The sequence below is a fragment of the Gracilibacillus pellucidus genome (assembly GCF_033949965.1).
In the GTDB taxonomy this organism is placed as follows: Bacteria; Bacillota; Bacilli; order Bacillales; family Amphibacillaceae; genus Gracilibacillus; species Gracilibacillus pellucidus.
Genome location: NZ_JAWZSR010000004.1, coordinates 350,394 through 368,341, shown reverse-complemented (window position 1 = coordinate 368,341; position 17,948 = coordinate 350,394). Strand labels below are relative to the sequence as shown.

Genomic DNA, 17,948 nt, shown 5'->3' with positions numbered 1-17,948 from the left:
TATTTGGACTGGTTGGTTGTACGAATCAAGAAGAAACTATCGCAGAACCTGTTGAGGTTAAAGAGGGAGAGGAAGTTTCTGTAGCAAGTGATTCTGCCAAGCGCCCAACGACAATGGGAGTTGATGGCATGGTGACAACACCTCATTATTTAGCATCACAAGCAGCATTAGATGTATTGCAAGATGGAGGAAATGCGGTTGAAGCGGCCGTAGCGGCAGCGTCAACATTAGCGGTTGTCTATCCTCATATGAACGGAATTGGAGGGGACAATTTTTGGTTAATCTATAATGCTGAAACGGAGGAGTTACAAGCATTAAATGCAAGTGGACGTGCTGGTGAGAAAGCTACGATTAATTTTTATAGAGAACAAGGATTTGAATCAATCCCATCAAGAGGATATCTAGGGGCTAATACGGTTCCAGGGGCTATTTCGGGATGGGATCAGGCTTACCAATATGCTCAATCTACGATGAGTAACAGTCTTTCTTGGGAAAGAGCGCTAGAAGATTCCATTAAATATGCAGAAGAAGGCTTTCCGGTTACACCAAGTCAACAATACTGGACGAATATTAATATTGATCCAGATGATGAAGAATTCAGAAATCTTCAACGTTTTGATGAATTTTCTAACATCTACTTAAAAGAAAATGGTGAATCTTACCAGGAAGGAGAGGTTCTTACACAGTCTGACCTCGCTAAAACCTTGAAGATAATTGCTGAGAACGGGGCTGATGAGTTTTATAAAGGGCAAATTGCAGAAAATATTATAGCCGACCTAGAAGAAAACGAAGGAATATTGACTATGGATGATTTTAAAAATCATACAGCTGACTGGGTAGATCCTATTTCAGTTGATTATCGTGGCCATACTGCATACAATTTCCCTCCGAATACACAAGGATTTGCAGCTCTTTCTATATTAAATATCTTAAACAATTATGATGTTCAAAACTTAGGAGAGGGAACGGCGGATTATTACCACCTACTAGTTGAGGCAACGAAGCAAGCTTTTGCAGATCGCGATGAGTGGTTAACTGATCCAGAGTTTGTCGATATTCCTGTAGGTGAGTTACTCTCTAAAGAGCATGGTGAGGAATTAGCAGCTCGTATTGACATGGAAGTCGCGGCAACAGAAGTTAAACCACTTGATCCCAAAGGGGACACGGTTTGGTTCGGTGTTGTTGATAAAGAGGGTAATGCAGTTTCTATTATCCAGAGTATTTATCACGATTATGGTTCAGGAATTGTTGCAAAAGATACAGGGGTACTACTTCAAAATCGTGGAAGCTTCTTTTCATTAGATGAGGAGCATATTAACCATTTACAGCCTGGAAAACGTACTTTCCATACTTTAATTCCAGCAATGATATTTAAGGATGAAAAACCTTATCTTGTCTATGGAACAATGGGAGGAGAAGGACAGCCTCAAACGCAAGCAGCAATCGCAACTCGAATAATCGACTTTGGTATGAGTGTTCAAGATGCAATTGAAGCACCTAGATGGTTACACGGACGTACATGGGGTGCTTCCTCCAATGATCTTAAGATGGAAGGGAGAATTCACGATACCGTTCTAAATGATTTAATCGACCGCGGTCATCCAGTGAACAAACTGGAGGATTACACAGATACAATGGGACATGCTGGAGCTATTTTAATTGATCCAAATACAGGAGTTAAGCATGATGGAGCTGATCCACGTGGAGATGGAGCTGCAGTCGGGTATTAATAGTGATTATGGAGAAGACGATAGGACTAGCTGTCGTCTTCTTTTAAAGATCGAAACTAAACAGTTTTAATAAAGGTAAAAAGCTACTAATAGCAGCTTACCTTCATAAGTTATGGTTTTGATGCCGCCTGTCACTAACCGATTCTAACTTTAGAAATTTTAATTCGTAAAGGAACAATTATTATTATTTGCTGATAGTACAAAGATACTGTTTATTAATTATGGAACCGATTAGTAAGTAAAAAAGACGCATAATGCCCAGATCGTCTCTCTTATAAAATTTATTTAGGTAATGGGCTTAAATGTTCATGAATTAGTAGCCATTCATCTGCTAAAATAAAGCTAACAATAGCGACTTACCGCCTATTTCAACTTACTAAAATGAAAGCTATAATATAAAAAACGTAAAGTAATCGAAATATAGGTGGGAGGATCTTATGAAATATACGATTAGTGAACTATCTACTCTTCTCAACGTTTCAACGAATACAATCAGAAGATATGAGAAAATGGGTTATATTACACCAAAAAGATCCAAAAATAATTATCGGTATTATCGAGAAGCCGATATAGCAAAGTTTATGAACATAAGATTACTACGAAAGTACGGATTTACCCATACCGATATAGCTTGTATGAAAAATAGCGATATGTTAGGTTTCATCTCAGCATTTGAAGCGAGAACAAAAGAGATTGATGAGCAGATAGATTATTTAACTGGCTTAAGTCATAGAATGAAAGATGATTTAGTCTTAATGAAAAAAGTAGCCCGCTCCTCGCAGCAATGTTATATAAGAAATAGTGTAGCTTTTTCATATGTTCTCTACCAAAGTGGTGAGGAAATATTAAATGAACCAGAACGACTTGCTACTGTACAAGCTTATTTATATCGTTCACCTGAAGTACAGAGAATTTATATAATCCGACAAGAAGATGTAGAAAAGGGTCAAATCACGTTAAACGCCGGTTGGGCTATAAAAATGGCTGATTTAGAACGGTTTAATATGCATGATAGTGCATATACGGAAAGATATGAAGAACAAACATCCGTTTTAAGCTTCGCTAAACTACCGGTAAATCTAGAAAAAAATAAGCTTTCTATCAATTTGAAAGAAACCCTGTTAAAAGAACCATTCCAATATATGAAAGAACATAACTGGAAACTAGCAGGTGATATTATCGGTATTGTCATTGCGAATGTAGTAGAAGAGAATCAAGACATGCAGCACATTTTAGTAAGTGTTCCAATTTGTAAAATGTAAACGCTTTATTGACTGTGACATAACGTCAACCTTTATACTAACAATTGTAGAGGGAGACAAAATGAAAAAAAGGGAGGAAAGGTTGTAATGATACATTCACTCTCTACCTGTGGCTCATTGATTAGGTGTGGCAAAACATGTATCTAGTGGAGAGGAGTGTAAAAGTGAATCGAAGGTCAAAAAAAGCGACAAGAAAACAATTCACTTACATAATGCTTTTCACCATATTATTTTACCATATTGGTGATATATCAGCTTATGCTAGTGAGACGTCTAATAGTCAAAAAATCGATATTTGGGATTTTGGTGGTATTCAAGAATCAGGGGAATTATATAATAATCATATTACGACGGATATTTTGAACAGTAAGACTACGATTACTACCGGTAATTTTGATAATACAACATATGGCGATTTAACCGTAGGAAATCCTAATGCAAACGACCGTTCCTACTACTATGAGGAGGATGGTACGACCCCAGGTGAAAATTCTTCTGGAAGTTGGGGTGGTATGAATCATGGATATGAAGATGGCTACCATGCTAATGGTGTTTATTATGCCAATGGTACAGGTGGGACTGATCGAAGGTTTTTGACTATTGATCATGTACCTGCCGGCGATAAAATCAGTATTTATGGTGGAACAGATAACGGAGATGAATCGATTCACTTTGTTCACGCATCTGTCAGTATAGATGACGAAAAGGTAACAGTAGCCCCAGATGAACAAGAGGTACAGGATAGTTCAGCTCCTTTCACGACGACTAACCAAAAAATAGATTTTATTGCACAATATTCTGGTTCTTATCAAATTTATGTAACAGCTAATTCTGGTGGAAAACCTCGTTTCCATCGAGTAGTGAGAACACCAGGGGTAAAGGTAACTGGTAAAGTGGATGCGGAAGACGGTAAAATATCTCCAGGTGAAACCATTCAATTCACTAATCAACGTACAGGTGATAAAACAACCGTTGAAATAGATGAAGACCATTCATTTGATACTATTCTTGCAACTGGTTATGAATATATCGCAACCTTTAAAGATTTAGCAGATAGTAGATTTTCTGATGAAACAAAGGTTGTTAGTACATCTGTTGCTGACATTCCATCAGGAAAAGAGATTAGCCTAGATGTGGTGGCAAACCAACTTGTCACTCTTAAAGGTACTATCGACGGTTTTGATAACGATTACAAAACGAGTGAGTTACAAGTAGAATTTATTCCTCCGGAGGATAGCCTTGCGCCAGCAGTTACAGCTACTGTAGATACGGAAACAATGACCTATACAGCTGATTTGCAAGATGGAGTAGAATATACAACCGTTATTTCTGGTGTGAATGACTATGAAATCGCAGAAGGAGGCAACATGAAATTAACAGAAGACGCAGAACACGATATAAAAGTTGCTAAAAAAGAAGTTTATACTGCAACAGGTAAGCTATTAGGACTATCGTCGACAGCAGAAGTGTCGAATATTACATTTACTAATGTTGATGATGACTATACTTATTCTGGTACAGTTTCAGATGGCGAGTATACGGTAAGTCTTAGAGATGGTGCATACAGTATTAGTGCAGACGCAACGGAAGGTTACAACACAAGTTCTAATGTCGTCATTGATGGAGAGAACACTACGAAAGATATTTTGTTTACGAATAATACGGAACCAGAATCTTTAGAATGGGTACCTGATATATATGTAGGGGATGATTCTAAAGAACACCATTACGATACCATGAATGAAGCAATCGATGCAGCACAAAGAATGAATCCTTCAAATGAAGAACAACGGATTACAATTCATATATCACCAGGTGTATATAGAGAGCAGGTTATCATCGATACACCATACATTACATTAAAAAATGCTCATCCCACCCCAACTAGTGATCCTAGTACACAAGTGAAAATCACTTGGTATTATGGTATTGGATATCAATATTATAGTGTTGGAGCAGATGGATTTTATGATGAAGAGCGTGCATTTGATAAGTACGAAAAGAATACAGCAAGTAAATGGGGAGGTACCGTTTATCTGACGAGTAATGCTACAGATTTCAAGGCTGACGGTATCACTTTTGAAAATTCCTTCAACAAGTATGTTACAGAAGAAGAGTTAGCAGATGGTGTGGAGCTTGCGAATGTTAATGGAAGCAATATAAATGTAGAGAGAAAGATTTTTACTGACGTTACGTCAAAAGAAGCAACAGAAAGAGCGGCTGCTATTCTAATTGAGGCAGATAAGGCTGAATTTATTAATTGTCACTTTCTTGGGAGTCAAGACACCCTTTATACAGGTGGAGATGGCACGAATAGAAGCTTTTTTAAAAATTCTTTTATAGAAGGTAATACAGATTATATTTTCGGTGATGGAAATGTCGTATTTGATAACGTAACGTTGAATTTTGCTGGGTATAGTGATAATGCAGTAGGTGGTTATATTACAGCTAGCAAGGATGAAGCAGCTCACGGATACCTATTTAGGAATAGTACAATCACTACCAGCAGTGATGCATTAAGTGCGCCAGGTTATTTTGGAAGGCCATGGGGAGCTGAAGCAACCGTTACATTTTTGAATACAAAGTTGGAGCATGATGACATCATTGATCCAAGTGGTTGGCATGATATGTCTGGTCCACCCGAAAAGGCGAATTATGCAGAATACAATACGACGTATAACGGTGAGGTAGTGGATACGTCGGAAAGAAGAGCTCCTGTTTTAACAGATGCAGAAGCTGCAGCAATTAATGTGAAAGATTATTTTGGAGATTGGACACCGTCCTATTATACGGCTGACAGTGAAGTAGTGCCTACATTTAAAACAGAGCCTTCCTTCACGACCGATGATGATATACCATACACAGGTAACACTATTAGTTTAGGTTATGAGCTGGATGATGATAATCAAAACGATAGTTCACTAATCCAGTGGTATAGAGTCAGTCCAGATGGAAGCGAAACATTGATTAAAGCAACGTCCGCACATCTTTCGAAAACGTATAAACTTACTAAAGAAGATGTAGGTCATTATATTAAAGCAGTCGTAACACCTGAAACGACTAATGGTTTAAAGGGTACGCCGAAATCGATTAAGCTTGATAATCTAGTTCAAGCAGGGTCATCAGGCAATGATAACGAAATTCCAGATGGTCAACGTGTCAATATTTTTGTTGCAGGTGACTCAACTGTTAAGACATATGGGTCATCCTCAGATACTGCCGGTTGGGGAGAATATTTACAAAACTTTTTCCAGCCGAATAAAATAAATGTTGTTAATTATGCGAATGGTGGTAGAAGTGCTAGAAGCTTTATCAATGAGGGAAGCCTGGATAAAATTGCTTCCGACATAAACGCCGGAGACTATTTATTGATTCAATTTGGTCATAATGATTCGTCTAATTCACAAGGATATCTGACAGAACGATTTGTTTCATTGGGAGAACCGGATAAAAAAGGTATATATCCTTCAAATATAGCGGTTAAAGACACAACTCCTGAAGTGCTCACGACAAAATATGGGGAAGACTTTTACCCATATACAAGTGGTACATTTAAGTGGTATTTACAGCAATATATTGATGTGGCGAAAGATGCAGGAGCAACTCCTATTTTAGTGACACCTATCGCAAGGCAATATTTTAATGCTGATGGTACAATAAAACCTCACCATGACGCGACAGATGCTACAACAGGAGCGGTTACAAGCTCTGATAATGCCTATGTAACAGCTGTTGAACAATTAGGTGAGGAGCAGGATGTTCAAGTGATCGATATGCTTGAAGCAACAAAAGCTACTTATGAAAGAGCCTATCAGAATGATGATACAGCAAGTGACGGAAACTCTACTATAGCAAGGGCAATCATGAATCAAGGAGATTCCACACACAATAATAAAATTGGTGGCTTTTATAATGGTGCTTTAATTGCAAAAGAAATTCAGGAGCTTGACTATAATATCTCGAACTACGTTATTCCACCAGTAAGAGTAGGTGGATTAGATAGTACAAACAATGTAATATTTGAGGTCGATTCACAAAGTAACGTAAGTGTGTATGTTTCTGATGAGAATGGTGTTTATACTAGCGAATTAGATGATTATTGGACAAATGAAACACAAGCAGCAATTGATAGCCTTTTACCGGCTGAATCAGATGACGCAACGATTTGGATTGTTGGAGACTCAACGGTAAGTTCATTTAATGATAGTTATTATTATCCAAGATACGGATGGGGTACTAAGATTGAGAACTATATTGATGGACCATTCACGATAAAAAATATTGCTTTATCGGGAAGAAGTTCAAAAAGCTACACAAGAGATCCTGAGTACCAGACATTGATCGAAGGTATGGAGGATGGAGATTACTTATTAATCGGTTTCGGTCACAATGATGAGAAACGAGAGTTAGAAAGATATACTAATCCTAATGGAAGCTATTTGGATGAAGGCTCTTTTGCGCATTCGCTGTATGAGAATTATATTAAACCAGCTCAAGCGGTAGGAACAGAAGTAATTCTTACAACTCCTATTGTTAGAAGAACAGCTACAGACAAGTGGAGTAACTCCCAACTTCATATTACAGGAGATTCAGACGGTTATGATGGAGGAGATTATGCGCAAGCTATTCGAGATTTGGGTGATACACTGCAACTTCCGGTTGTCGATATGACTACGTTAACGAAAGAATTATATGATCAGCTAGGGCATGAAGAAACCTTGAATTTGCACGCAAGAACCTCTTCTGATCCAGTAACGGTAGATAATACACACACGAATATTTGGGGCGCGACATATAATGCATACCTTATTACGAAAACCATCAAAGATTTAGGGGTGAAGGGGCTTGCTAAATATGTAATAAGTGGCGAAGCCCCAACTAAAGAGGATACTTTAGTGGTGAATCCAGAGTATGAGGAACCAACATATGATAATGATTTACCTCCAAGTACTTTATGGAACGATCACGGTATTTGGAAAGGTACAGTGTTTGGTTCTGTTGGTGGTACTCCAAGCACCTCAAATCACACTGTTGAAACAGATAGTGATGGTAATATGCATATTGCAGTAGCTAACAATAAAGGAAAAATAGCTAGCGCAGAAGATGGTATTGCAATGTACTACTACAAAGTACCGGCAGACAGTACATTTAGTTTAACTGCTAAAGCTAAAATAAATCATTTTGATGTAAATAACCAAGTTTCCTTCGGTTTAATGGCAAGAGATGATATGTATATCGATGTTAACATGAAAACGCCTATGGGGGATTATGTTGCAGCAGCACCATTGATGCTTACTGGTGCTGAGACAGGAGAGTATTGGAATAGCTTTGCTCGAAAGAATGGAGCACTTGTCAAAGGTGGAGAAGCAGAACATGCAATTACTAAGGGAGATAAGGTGGACCTTTCAATTACAAGTAACTCTGATGGATATGCTGTTAAGTTCGGAGACGAAGAAATGATCACAGGTGGGTTTGACTTTAAACTTACTCAAGTTGATTCAGATTATGTGTATGTAGGTATGTTCGTTGCACGAAATGCAGATATTACATTTAGTGATATCTCACTAGTAGTGGATGGTGATGAGGTGACACCTGAACAAGATGATCCACCTAATCAAGACGATGAGAACAATGACAAATCCGGATCTGATGATAACGGCAAACCAGAAAGTGAAGATACTACAGAGGATCAGGATGAAGAAACACCTGAATCTGAACGTGAAGAATTATCAGAATCAAGAAATCAAGAAACATCTGAAGATGAGAATGAAATGGATCGTACTAACGAAACGCAGAATTCAGGAAAAGAGGATGAGCACCCTAGTGATGATGAGCTTCCAAATACAGCAACAAATCTTTATAATTACCTAGGAATAGGTATGCTTCTGCTACTGATTGGCGGAACAATTATAGTAGTTAGAAGGAAAAATAATAGTTAAATAACAAGAAGGGAATCCAATTCTATATAATTTGGATTCCCTTTTTAAAATTAGAAAAATATCTGTATTTACATGAAATAATCTTTGGATATTTATGTTAAAATATAAATATCTTAGTAAAAAAATCTACTGAAACGGAGCAGTGGAAAAGAGAAGCTATTTTCGATTAGAGGACCGTATATTGAATAGGCTTCTCACATGTCATGTGATGCATCATGTTTTTGTCTGGTATGATTTTTGTTTTTCACTTTATGAGATCCCGCTAATGGTTCACCGTAAGGCTGTTGTACACTTTTAGGTAAATTAGGTTGTTCCTGCTGTTTCGGCCCTTTACGATTTTTGGTCATCTTTTATCACATCCTTCATCATTTTTAATAGTGTTGTCCGCTTCAATTACGTATTGCATTAGCCTGTTAGCGGCATTATAGACGACAAAAAGAAGCTTCTTGCAATACCTTGGATCGTAATTATTAAGCGCTTCTTCCGTAAGTGTGTTTAATGTAACATGGCTTGAATTTTGTTCAATTACATTAAAACGTAAATGGTTTGTTCTTTATTTATGGTATTGTTAAGAGACTGAATAATGCTACAAAGTTTGAACGATGCTTACCTTATATTATCTTTAATTTCTGTTAAAATATACGAAAGCTTTAACTTTAAAAGAATGTATGATTTTTGTATATGAGCTATCTTCAAGGGGACAACAAGATACATTTAAGAGAAATAAGACTGAGTTAAATACAGCTTAATCATAGTAAGTAGGAAATAAAAATTTTATTTAGCTGTGAAAGCAGCTCTTTATTGCTCAGCTAAATGGAACGATTGTTTAATAAGGCAGTTGCTTTCTTTTATAAATGAGCAGTTTAGTTCAACAGCATAAAGGGTGTGAAATGATGGCAAAGTTTTTAACAGTAGTACTATCTGTGATTATATTTGCGACTGTTTTCTCTTGGATTTCTTATGTACCAAGTTCTCAAAGAGAACCTAATGTTTATTATTTTGTTTTTTTAGAAACGTTTGCTTTTGTGGTTATTTATACTGGTCCAGTTTATTTTCTGGTCGGATTACCACTTTCAATCTTTATAGATAAATTAATTAAGAAATCTACAGAAAAGACAAGATGCCCAAAATACTTTATCGGATTGGGTTTATATTCATTAGTTGGTTCACTTGTTGGTGTTATTTTTCTTGTTGTTTTTATTCAAAATATTTATCAAGTAGAAGTAATTTTATTTTCAATATACGGCATTGTTGCTTCTAATATTTACTTTCACGTATCCCTGTTAATATCAAAAATAAACAAAAAAATTGAGGTTTCATCTACAATAAGCGGATGTAGGAATTGAACAAGACTATTATTAATTGAACTTTTCCTCTTTGGTAATTTTTGCGGATAAAAGATATTGAACTAACAAGCAGTTTAGTTAAATAAGTATCAAGTTACAAGAGGTGTAATATGACAATAATTTGTTTGGAAGGAGCAAGCGCAGTCGGTAAAACATCAACATCTAATGAACTGACTAGAATGAGAAATACATATATTGTTCCTGAAGTGAACCTTCTTTTTGAACGTCCTACATTTGCAACAAATACATGGTACTTAGAACGTCAAGTAGAACGTTGGAAAATTGCACGAGAAAAACAAAAGGATTATGAATTAGTAATTCTTGATGGCGATATATTTCAGCCATTAAGTTACAACTGGTGCTTTGATTTCAAAATATATGAACAAAGTTTAGATGCAATTTACGAGTTCTATCAAGCAGAGATAAGAAAAGGGAAAATAATGTTCCCGGATAGATATTTTTATTTGTACACAAGTATAAATAATCTTAAGAAACGTAAAGAGAATGATAAGACAAGAAAACGGAGAAATTTTGAGACACACATAGATATTATTGAGCCACATCAAAGATATTATGAAGCTCTCAATCAATTGGAACTACAATTTGTACAACTAATAGAAGCTGAGAATATAGAATGTAATGCAAGAGTAATTGAAGATAATTTACCTTCTTCTAAAGCATATCGAGATTCTGAGAGATTGATTGATAGCATTAAGAATTGGCTAATGAAGACTAAACCGTAAGTTATGGAGCAAATAGTAGGATTAATTCAGAAAAGATTAATGCTATTTTTTTTAGAATAACGAAACATAAGCGTACATTTACTGGAGTAGATTAAATATGGAAAACATAGAAATAGTTGATTTTTACTGTAATGACCCTGACATCGAAAAAATCGGAGAACTATATTGTGTGACTTTTTTACCAGATAATTTTTCAATTAAAGATAAAGAAAATGCTATAAAAAATATAAAAAAGCACACAAATTATCAGGGATTTATCGGTTTAAAAGCTAAAGATAACAAAGGGGATATAATCGGCTTTACATATGGATACACCAGTTTACCGGAACAATTTTATAGAGAAAAAATTGCTAATCGATTATCAAAAGTAGAAATAGGTACTTGGTTATTCCATTGTTTTGAATTGGTTGAATTAGCAGTACATCCTTCTTATAAGTGTCTTGGTATCGCAAGTAAATTGCACGATAATTTATTGAAGAACGTTAATCTTAAAACCGCTGTATTAACAACTAGTATTGAGAATAATCCCGCCATTAATTTATATAGAAAGAAAGGATGGGAAATTATCAAGAATAATGCCCCTGTTATTTCGAAGGAACATTTACAAGTAATAATGGGGAAAGTGTTAATCTAATTAAGAGGATTTTGTGACTTGAAAGATTTGCTAAAAGCATTTAAATCTCTGGAAAAGATACGCATTTAACCTGTGCTAGTTAACAGTTTTGTTGAAGAAGGATTAATTCACAACAGTTTAGAAATAGAAGAGGAAGTCTAGATGAGAAAGGGTTGGGGAGAACGTGTGTTACAATTATCAACAATTAATTTCGTATGTTGAAGATATCAAAGAACGGAACAATAGTAGTGCTTCTTCATTAGTAATACTCAAGGATAACAAAATTGTATTAGAACACTATAGTGGTTATCATTCTAATTCAATGGGTTCTGCCCCAATTACTAAAAGTTCGCAATTTAATATTGCATCCGCTCGGAAAAGTTACTTAGGTTTATCAGTGGCTTACGCCTTATTTGAAGGTAAAATAAAAAATATTGACGATTTTGCAATTGATTATTTTGAAGAGTTTGATGAGGAATTGCTGGGTGAAACAAAGATAAGACATCTGGTAACGCACTCCCATGGGTTAAATCAGAAAGAAGACGGAACAATTTACCGAGAATTTAATCCGGGTGAAAATTGGGCTTACAGAGCGATTAACGTCTTAATGATGTCTAAGCTTATCAACAAACTTTATGGCAAAAGTTTTCCTCTATTACTTAAAGAACGGGTGTTTTTAAAACTTGGATTCAAGGAAACTTTTTGGCAAGAGAAACCCAATGAGCAATTGGTTCAAGTAATTGAAAATCCTGAGGTGATTGCATCATTTAAACTCGGTAAAGCAACTGATGGGAATGAACCCAATTTACACACCTCAACTCGCGAATTTGCTTTTTGGGGTAACCTTCATTTAAATAATGGATTAATAAATGGGAAACAAATTGTTCCCAAGGAAGTTATACGATTGGCTACAACAATTCAAAGTCCCAGTTATAAAGATAACAATTTACCAAAAAACGGACTATTCTGGTATGTTCAAGATAAACCATCATTGAGAAGTGAAATTGGGGAAAGAGTTCCTGAAGGTTCATATCAAATTTTAGGGATAACAGGACCTACTTTATTAGTAATTCCTAAGTATAATCTTGTTGTTGCAAAAATGTACAACAAAATGTATAACTACGGAGGCGACAATGGCGACAATTATCTTCATTACTTAAGGGAATTCGGAAATAAAGTAATTGATGTTTTTGGTGATTAATTAATGCCTATTCAACTATATAATACGTTAATTCAAGAAGAACTAACGCTATTTTTGTAAAACGTATTATATTAATAACTTGGAATGTTAAGAAGATAATTTAAAAGGGTGCTTATAATGAGGATTGATGAAAAGAATTTTCATGTACGTGATTTAGCTTATACAATAAGATCAGCAACTGAGAATGATGCAAACACTTTGTCTAAAGTAAGAATACAAATAGACGGTGAAACGGAATATATGGATAGAGAAAAAGGTGAAGCATACATAGACGAATTAAGTTTTAAACAAATAATCAAAGAAGATACTGAAGCTGCTCATAATCTGTTTTTAGTTTGTGAAACAAATGGAAATATTGTTGGTTTTTCAAGGTGTGAAGGCAGTCTGCTGAGAAGAATGGCTCATAAAGTTGAATTCGGTGTTTGTGTATTAAAGGATTTCTGGGGATATAGCATTGGTACACATTTGTTAAAAGAAACAATAAGTTGGGCTGACACAAACCAAATCAAGAAAATAACATTAAATGTACTCGAAACCAACGAAAAAGCCGTAACGCTATATAAAAAATATGGTTTCGAAAAAGAAGGGGTATTAAAGAAAGATAAGTTATTATCAGATGGGAATTACTATAATACCTTACTGTTGGCTAGATTTAATGAATGAGGGTGTGTCATTTTCTTAAGAAAAGAAGTCGAAAATGGGAGGTTTCTATGGAAAAAGGAAAGTATCCGATGGTAATTGCAATTTCTGCAGTTTCCGGCGGAGGAAAAACAACCATCACTTCACAATTACATGCAAAGTTACAAAAAGCTAAAGCTCTCTATTTTGATGATTACGACTTTGAGGGTCCAGATGACATCATAAAATGGATCGATAGTGGTGGTAATCCTGATGAATGGAAGTTACTCCCACTTATTAGGGATTTAGACATATTACGTAACGAACCATTGGATTATATATTGTTAGATTATCCATTTGCCTATAAGCACTCTAAAATAAGTGAGTTCATTGATTTTACAGTGTTTATTGATGTTCCTTTAGATATTGCAATAGTTCGTAGGATTACCAGAGATTTTAAAAATAGTTCAGTAAAAGAAATATTAGCAGATATGAATAATTATGTATTAAGAGGAAGACGAGGTTATCTTAATATGTTACAAACAATAAAACCAAATTCAGATATTGTTGTGGATGGAACATTACCAATACTTGAACTTGTAAATATTATCACTCGAAATGTAGAAAGATAGAAGAAATTTAAGGGATGACAATAGATTAATTAAACAAGGAAAATCCAAACATTCAAATATGACTACACATAGCATTTCAGTAGAATACTTCGCTTTTCTCAGGCACGATTTCAGGTAACTGTGTGAAGAGAAAGGCTTCATACAGTTATCTGAAAATCGTGTTATCCCTGCAAAATTATATGTTTTTTGCCTACATTTAGTTTAGAATTGTTCAGACTCTCGTTCTTCCTATTTAATTAAGTCCTGTCTTCTTAATGATTAATATTCTTTTTAAAAACGTAACTTCCTTTTTTGTAATTCATTTTTCCTTCGTAAAAACGGTGAGCTTCCTTCCGTTGAAGTCCAGATGACAGAGCAACACATTCATACCCATTTTCCTTTGCCCATTCATAAGTATATGTAAGAAGTTGCTCACCATATCCTCTTGAACGTTTAGCGCTATCAGTTACTAGATCACAAACCCAGATAAATCGACCATAATACAAGGTGGTCATAGGCATGAATCCTATAATTGCAACAATGTCTCCTTTATTGTATAGAGCATTTATTTTATAATTCTCTTTTTCTTGTGCTTCTGTTAGTAATTCTAGATAGGTATTAAGATTAAGGTGTGTGCGTAATTGATTCATAACCGGAAATGCCTCTGTCCATTCTTTTATCGTTGTTAATTCCTTAATGTACATTGATTTGTTTTCAGTCATATTATCTCCTCCTTGTATAAATTAATTTAAATTATATTCATAAACTGATTCTATTAAAAGTGTCAGATGTGATAAAATTATAGGGGTCAGTTTGTGTAAGGAGGATGAACTTTAATGATAGAAATAACGCCAATGTTGGATCATGCAAAAAAAGAGCCTTTATATATTCAACTTTATAGATACATCAAAGATGAGATACAGAGTGGAAGAATTAAACCAGGCATCAAGCTTCCTTCGAAGAGAAAATTATCTTCCCATCTTGGAATTAGCGAAAACACAATCGAAACTGCTTATCACCAATTAAGCGCTGAAGGATATGTCGAAACCGAGCTAAGAAAAGGAGTTTTCGTTAAGAAATTAGAGAGTGATTTATATCCTTATGTCAATTACAATTTATCTCACAACAAACACAATGTTAAAAAAAAGGGAAACCTTATAAAATCGATTTTAGTCATGGAAAGGTGGATTTAGAACATTTTCCATATTCAAGTTGGAAGAAATTAACTGTTCAATCACTGTATTACGATAATAGTCAATTATTTTTAAATGGTGATTCAAAAGGTGAGTTTGAACTTCGAGAAGAGATCACAAAATACCTATTTCAATCAAGAGGAGTAAGGAGTTCACCAGACCAAATTATTATAGGAGCTGGTACACAATATTTAATAGAATTGTTATGTAAACTAATCGGTAACGAACCTATATATGCTATGGAAGACCCAGGATTTCATCGTACAAGAATTGTATTTAACGATCAAAATGTTAAAATAACTCAAATACCTCTTGATGTCGATGGAATTAGCATTAAATCGCTAAAAGAAAGTAATGCAAGAGTAGTGTATGTAACTCCATCTCATCAGTTTCCAACGGGAAAAATAATGCCAATTGCTCGCCGTACAGAGTTATTGAAGTGGGCTGAACAAAACAGTGGCTATATAATTGAAGATGATTATGATGGTGAATTCAGATATAAAGGAAAGCCTATTCCCTCTTTACAAGGGTTGGATTCTGAGGGGAGAGTGATTTATTTAGGTACATTTTCTAAATCATTTATACCTTCTATGCGTCTAAGTTATATTGTCTTGCCGAGAACTTTGTTAGCAAAGTACGATGATCATTTCAATATCTACAAGCAGACTGTTTCTCGACTACATCAACACACACTTAGTCAATTTATGCAGAAAGGTTACTGGAAAAGTCACTTAAACAAAATGAGAGTTGTATATCGTAAGAAACAAAAAGTACTGGTATCAGCTATCAAGCAGCACATGGCTGATAAAATTGCTATTATCGGTGAGGAATCAGGACTTCATATTTTGCTAAAAGTACAAAACAATATGTCAGAGACAGAGCTGATCAAGACTGCTAAAAAGCAAAAAGTTAAAGTCTATCCAACTTCAATTTATTATAATAAGCATGAAAAAGACCAAACTCCAATGGTTTTGTTAGGTTTTGGTGGATTAACAGAATCAGAGATTGAAGAAGGAATAAAGTTATTATCTAAAGTATGGTTTAACTAGGAATGATCTCATCTATTTTGTTTCTACAACCATCATGAATAAAGAGGGATGCAATAGAAAGCTTTGGAAATGATGTATGGATGCAAGGAACATCTAGTAACGAATAGAGCTGAATCATTAATAGCTTCAATATCTAGATATTTTAGTAACAAAGTCGATAGTATACATAATTAAATCGTAATATAGAAAGGGAGTTTAATAATGGAAATACGAAATGTGGAAAGTTCTGATTATTATGTCATTTCACCTTTGATTAACGAGTGGTGGGGAGGCAGGCAAATGTCCGATATGTTGCCTAAATTATTTTTCGATCATTTTAACAACACAAGTTTCGTTGCCGAACAAGAAGGAGAAATAATTGGTTTTTTAATCGGTTTTATGTCTCAGTCACAACAGGAAGTAGCATACATACATTTTGTTGGTGTAAATCCTAAACAACGTAAAAAACAAATTGGAAAACAACTTTATAATGAATTTTTTACAGTAGCAAAAAAGAATAATAGAAATGTTGTTCGTGCTGTAACTTCACCAGTGAATAAGGTTTCCATTGCTTATCATACAAAAATGGGATTTCAGATTGAAAAGGGCAACAAAGAAGATGATGGAGTGTCAGTATTTTCTAATTATGATGGCTCTAATCAAGATAGAGTTCTATTTTTTAAGAAGGTAGATTAAAACAATAGTAATGGTGCACTAATAGATGCTTTGATGAAATAACAAACCTAAAAGTCTAATTTTTAACAAAACATTGAAGTTGAAAGGCTTTGGCTGACTAGGTTTATGAAGGAGATATTTTATGACTTATGAATTTAAGGTTATGACGCAAGAACAAGCAGAAGATATTGCGTATAATTGGCACTATGACGGAGAATATTCATTTTACGATATGGAAGCAGATAAAGAAGATTTAGAAGAGTTTGTAGACCCTGAAAATCGGGGAGACTCTATGTATAGTGTTATTAATAAGAATGAATTAATTGGTTTTGTTAGCGTTACTAAAGTAGATGATAAAACGTACGATATTGGAGTGGGCATGAGACCAGATCTGACTGGTAAAGGGAAGGGATTTGAATTTTTTAATGCAGGCATCGAGTTTGTGAAAAATGAATATAAACCAGAAAAGCTAACATTATCTGTAGCAACCTTTAACCAAAGGGCGATAAAGGTATATAGAAAATTAGGTTTTAAAAGTGTTCATACTTTTATTCAGAATACCAATGGCAGCACATTTGAATTTTTAAAAATGGAGTATGTATGCTAGTGTTCTCTCTTTAATAAATTTACAAGTACGAATTCAGGGCCAATGATGTTTCACTATAATAGAAACGTTTTCAAACTATTATATATAATATAAGGAGGCTTAAAAATGTCTAAATATATACGAAACATTGCTGTTATCATCTTCATTTTGGTTATCTTCTTCATATTATTTCCATATCAATTTAATCTGAATGTCGGTTTTGCACAAATATTGCTAAGCGTAGCAGGAGGCTATGCTATCTATCTAAATCTAAGAGCTCAGATAAAAGAGCGAAGACGTCAAGCATAAAGAGATATTTACTTACAGGAATGGAATGTAGGGTACAATGAATAACCCATGAAAAAAGAACAGCCTACAAAATAAGGGCTGTTCTTTGTCATAA

The 17,948-nt window shown here is 34.9% G+C and carries 14 protein-coding genes and 1 pseudogene; 13 read left to right on the top strand and 2 right to left on the bottom strand.

Translation table 11 applies throughout. The features are described from left to right. Positions 1-113 precede the first annotated feature (113 nt). The 3 genes from ggt (at position 114) to SH601_RS09685 (ending at position 8,931) form a co-directional block, all read left to right on the top strand. Positions 114-1,730: a gamma-glutamyltransferase gene (ggt, locus tag SH601_RS09695; protein WP_319958138.1), complete on the top strand. Its 1,617-nt coding sequence runs from the start codon at positions 114-116 to the stop codon at positions 1,728-1,730. Between the two features lie 437 nt (positions 1,731-2,167). Continuing rightward, positions 2,168-2,992 (top strand): MerR family transcriptional regulator, encoded by an 825-nt coding sequence (locus tag SH601_RS09690; RefSeq protein ID WP_319958090.1) that lies wholly within the window; start codon positions 2,168-2,170, stop codon positions 2,990-2,992. Between the two features lie 164 nt (positions 2,993-3,156). After that, complete coding sequence (locus SH601_RS09685; RefSeq protein ID WP_319958089.1) at positions 3,157-8,931, top strand: pectinesterase family protein; 5,775 nt, start codon at positions 3,157-3,159, stop codon at positions 8,929-8,931. A gap of 194 nt (positions 8,932-9,125) precedes the next feature. Here SH601_RS09685 and SH601_RS09680 read toward each other — a convergent pair whose 3' ends face one another. Beyond that, entirely contained in the window at positions 9,126-9,278 is a 153-nt protein-coding gene (locus SH601_RS09680; protein WP_319958088.1) for a small acid-soluble spore protein P, read from the bottom strand. A 546-nt stretch (positions 9,279-9,824) separates the two neighbouring features. Between SH601_RS09680 and SH601_RS09675 the strand changes: the two genes are divergently transcribed. From SH601_RS09675 to SH601_RS09650, 6 genes are all read left to right on the top strand, one after another. Beyond that, entirely contained in the window at positions 9,825-10,277 is a 453-nt protein-coding gene (locus SH601_RS09675) for a hypothetical protein (RefSeq protein ID WP_319958087.1), read from the top strand. A 110-nt stretch (positions 10,278-10,387) separates the two neighbouring features. Further along, complete coding sequence (locus SH601_RS09670) at positions 10,388-11,020, top strand: AAA family ATPase (protein WP_319958086.1); 633 nt, start codon at positions 10,388-10,390, stop codon at positions 11,018-11,020. A gap of 97 nt (positions 11,021-11,117) precedes the next feature. Beyond that, entirely contained in the window at positions 11,118-11,654 is a 537-nt protein-coding gene (locus tag SH601_RS09665) for a GNAT family N-acetyltransferase (RefSeq protein WP_319958085.1), read from the top strand. 163 nt (positions 11,655-11,817) lie between these two features. After that, a complete protein-coding gene (locus tag SH601_RS09660) occupies positions 11,818-12,834 on the top strand; it encodes a serine hydrolase domain-containing protein (protein ID WP_319958084.1) in 1,017 nt (338 codons plus the stop codon). 117 nt (positions 12,835-12,951) lie between these two features. After that, positions 12,952-13,497 carry a GNAT family N-acetyltransferase gene (locus SH601_RS09655; protein ID WP_319958083.1) on the top strand — a complete coding sequence of 182 codons (546 nt, stop codon included), beginning with the start codon at positions 12,952-12,954 and terminating at the stop codon, positions 13,495-13,497. A 47-nt stretch (positions 13,498-13,544) separates the two neighbouring features. Continuing rightward, complete coding sequence (locus tag SH601_RS09650; protein WP_319958082.1) at positions 13,545-14,084, top strand: nucleoside/nucleotide kinase family protein; 540 nt, start codon at positions 13,545-13,547, stop codon at positions 14,082-14,084. 251 nt (positions 14,085-14,335) lie between these two features. On the opposite strand, the gene SH601_RS09645 is transcribed toward SH601_RS09650, so the two are convergent. After that, positions 14,336-14,785, bottom strand: coding sequence for a GNAT family N-acetyltransferase (locus SH601_RS09645; protein ID WP_319958081.1), 450 nt, complete (start codon positions 14,783-14,785; stop codon positions 14,336-14,338). A 114-nt stretch (positions 14,786-14,899) separates the two neighbouring features. Here SH601_RS09645 and pdxR point away from each other — a divergent pair. The 4 genes and pseudogenes from pdxR (at position 14,900) to SH601_RS09620 (ending at position 17,854) form a co-directional block, all read left to right on the top strand. Continuing rightward, positions 14,900-16,305, top strand: a pseudogene (gene pdxR, locus SH601_RS09635) (MocR-like pyridoxine biosynthesis transcription factor PdxR). A gap of 201 nt (positions 16,306-16,506) precedes the next feature. Further along, positions 16,507-16,980 (top strand): GNAT family N-acetyltransferase, encoded by a 474-nt coding sequence (locus SH601_RS09630; RefSeq protein WP_319958077.1) that lies wholly within the window; start codon positions 16,507-16,509, stop codon positions 16,978-16,980. A 121-nt stretch (positions 16,981-17,101) separates the two neighbouring features. Further along, on the top strand, positions 17,102-17,566 hold the full coding sequence (locus tag SH601_RS09625; RefSeq protein WP_319958076.1) for a GNAT family N-acetyltransferase: 465 nt from the start codon (positions 17,102-17,104) through the stop codon (positions 17,564-17,566). Between the two features lie 105 nt (positions 17,567-17,671). Then, on the top strand, positions 17,672-17,854 hold the full coding sequence (locus tag SH601_RS09620; RefSeq protein WP_319958075.1) for a hypothetical protein: 183 nt from the start codon (positions 17,672-17,674) through the stop codon (positions 17,852-17,854). The last annotated feature ends 94 nt before the right edge of the window (positions 17,855-17,948 follow it).

Coding starts and splice junctions, on each gene's coding strand:
- SH601_RS09690 (WP_319958090.1), top strand. CDS start 2,168: ATGAAATATACGATTAGTGAACTATCTACTCTTCTCAACGTTTCAACG.
- SH601_RS09650 (WP_319958082.1), top strand. CDS start 13,545: ATGGAAAAAGGAAAGTATCCGATGGTAATTGCAATTTCTGCAGTTTCC.
- SH601_RS09630 (WP_319958077.1), top strand. CDS start 16,507: ATGGAAATACGAAATGTGGAAAGTTCTGATTATTATGTCATTTCACCT.
- SH601_RS09655 (WP_319958083.1), top strand. CDS start 12,952: ATGAGGATTGATGAAAAGAATTTTCATGTACGTGATTTAGCTTATACA.
- SH601_RS09665 (WP_319958085.1), top strand. CDS start 11,118: ATGGAAAACATAGAAATAGTTGATTTTTACTGTAATGACCCTGACATC.
- ggt (WP_319958138.1), top strand. CDS start 114: ATGGGAGTTGATGGCATGGTGACAACACCTCATTATTTAGCATCACAA.
- SH601_RS09620 (WP_319958075.1), top strand. CDS start 17,672: ATGTCTAAATATATACGAAACATTGCTGTTATCATCTTCATTTTGGTT.
- SH601_RS09670 (WP_319958086.1), top strand. CDS start 10,388: ATGACAATAATTTGTTTGGAAGGAGCAAGCGCAGTCGGTAAAACATCA.
- SH601_RS09675 (WP_319958087.1), top strand. CDS start 9,825: ATGGCAAAGTTTTTAACAGTAGTACTATCTGTGATTATATTTGCGACT.
- SH601_RS09645 (WP_319958081.1), bottom strand. CDS start 14,785: ATGACTGAAAACAAATCAATGTACATTAAGGAATTAACAACGATAAAA.
- SH601_RS09625 (WP_319958076.1), top strand. CDS start 17,102: ATGACTTATGAATTTAAGGTTATGACGCAAGAACAAGCAGAAGATATT.
- SH601_RS09680 (WP_319958088.1), bottom strand. CDS start 9,278: ATGACCAAAAATCGTAAAGGGCCGAAACAGCAGGAACAACCTAATTTA.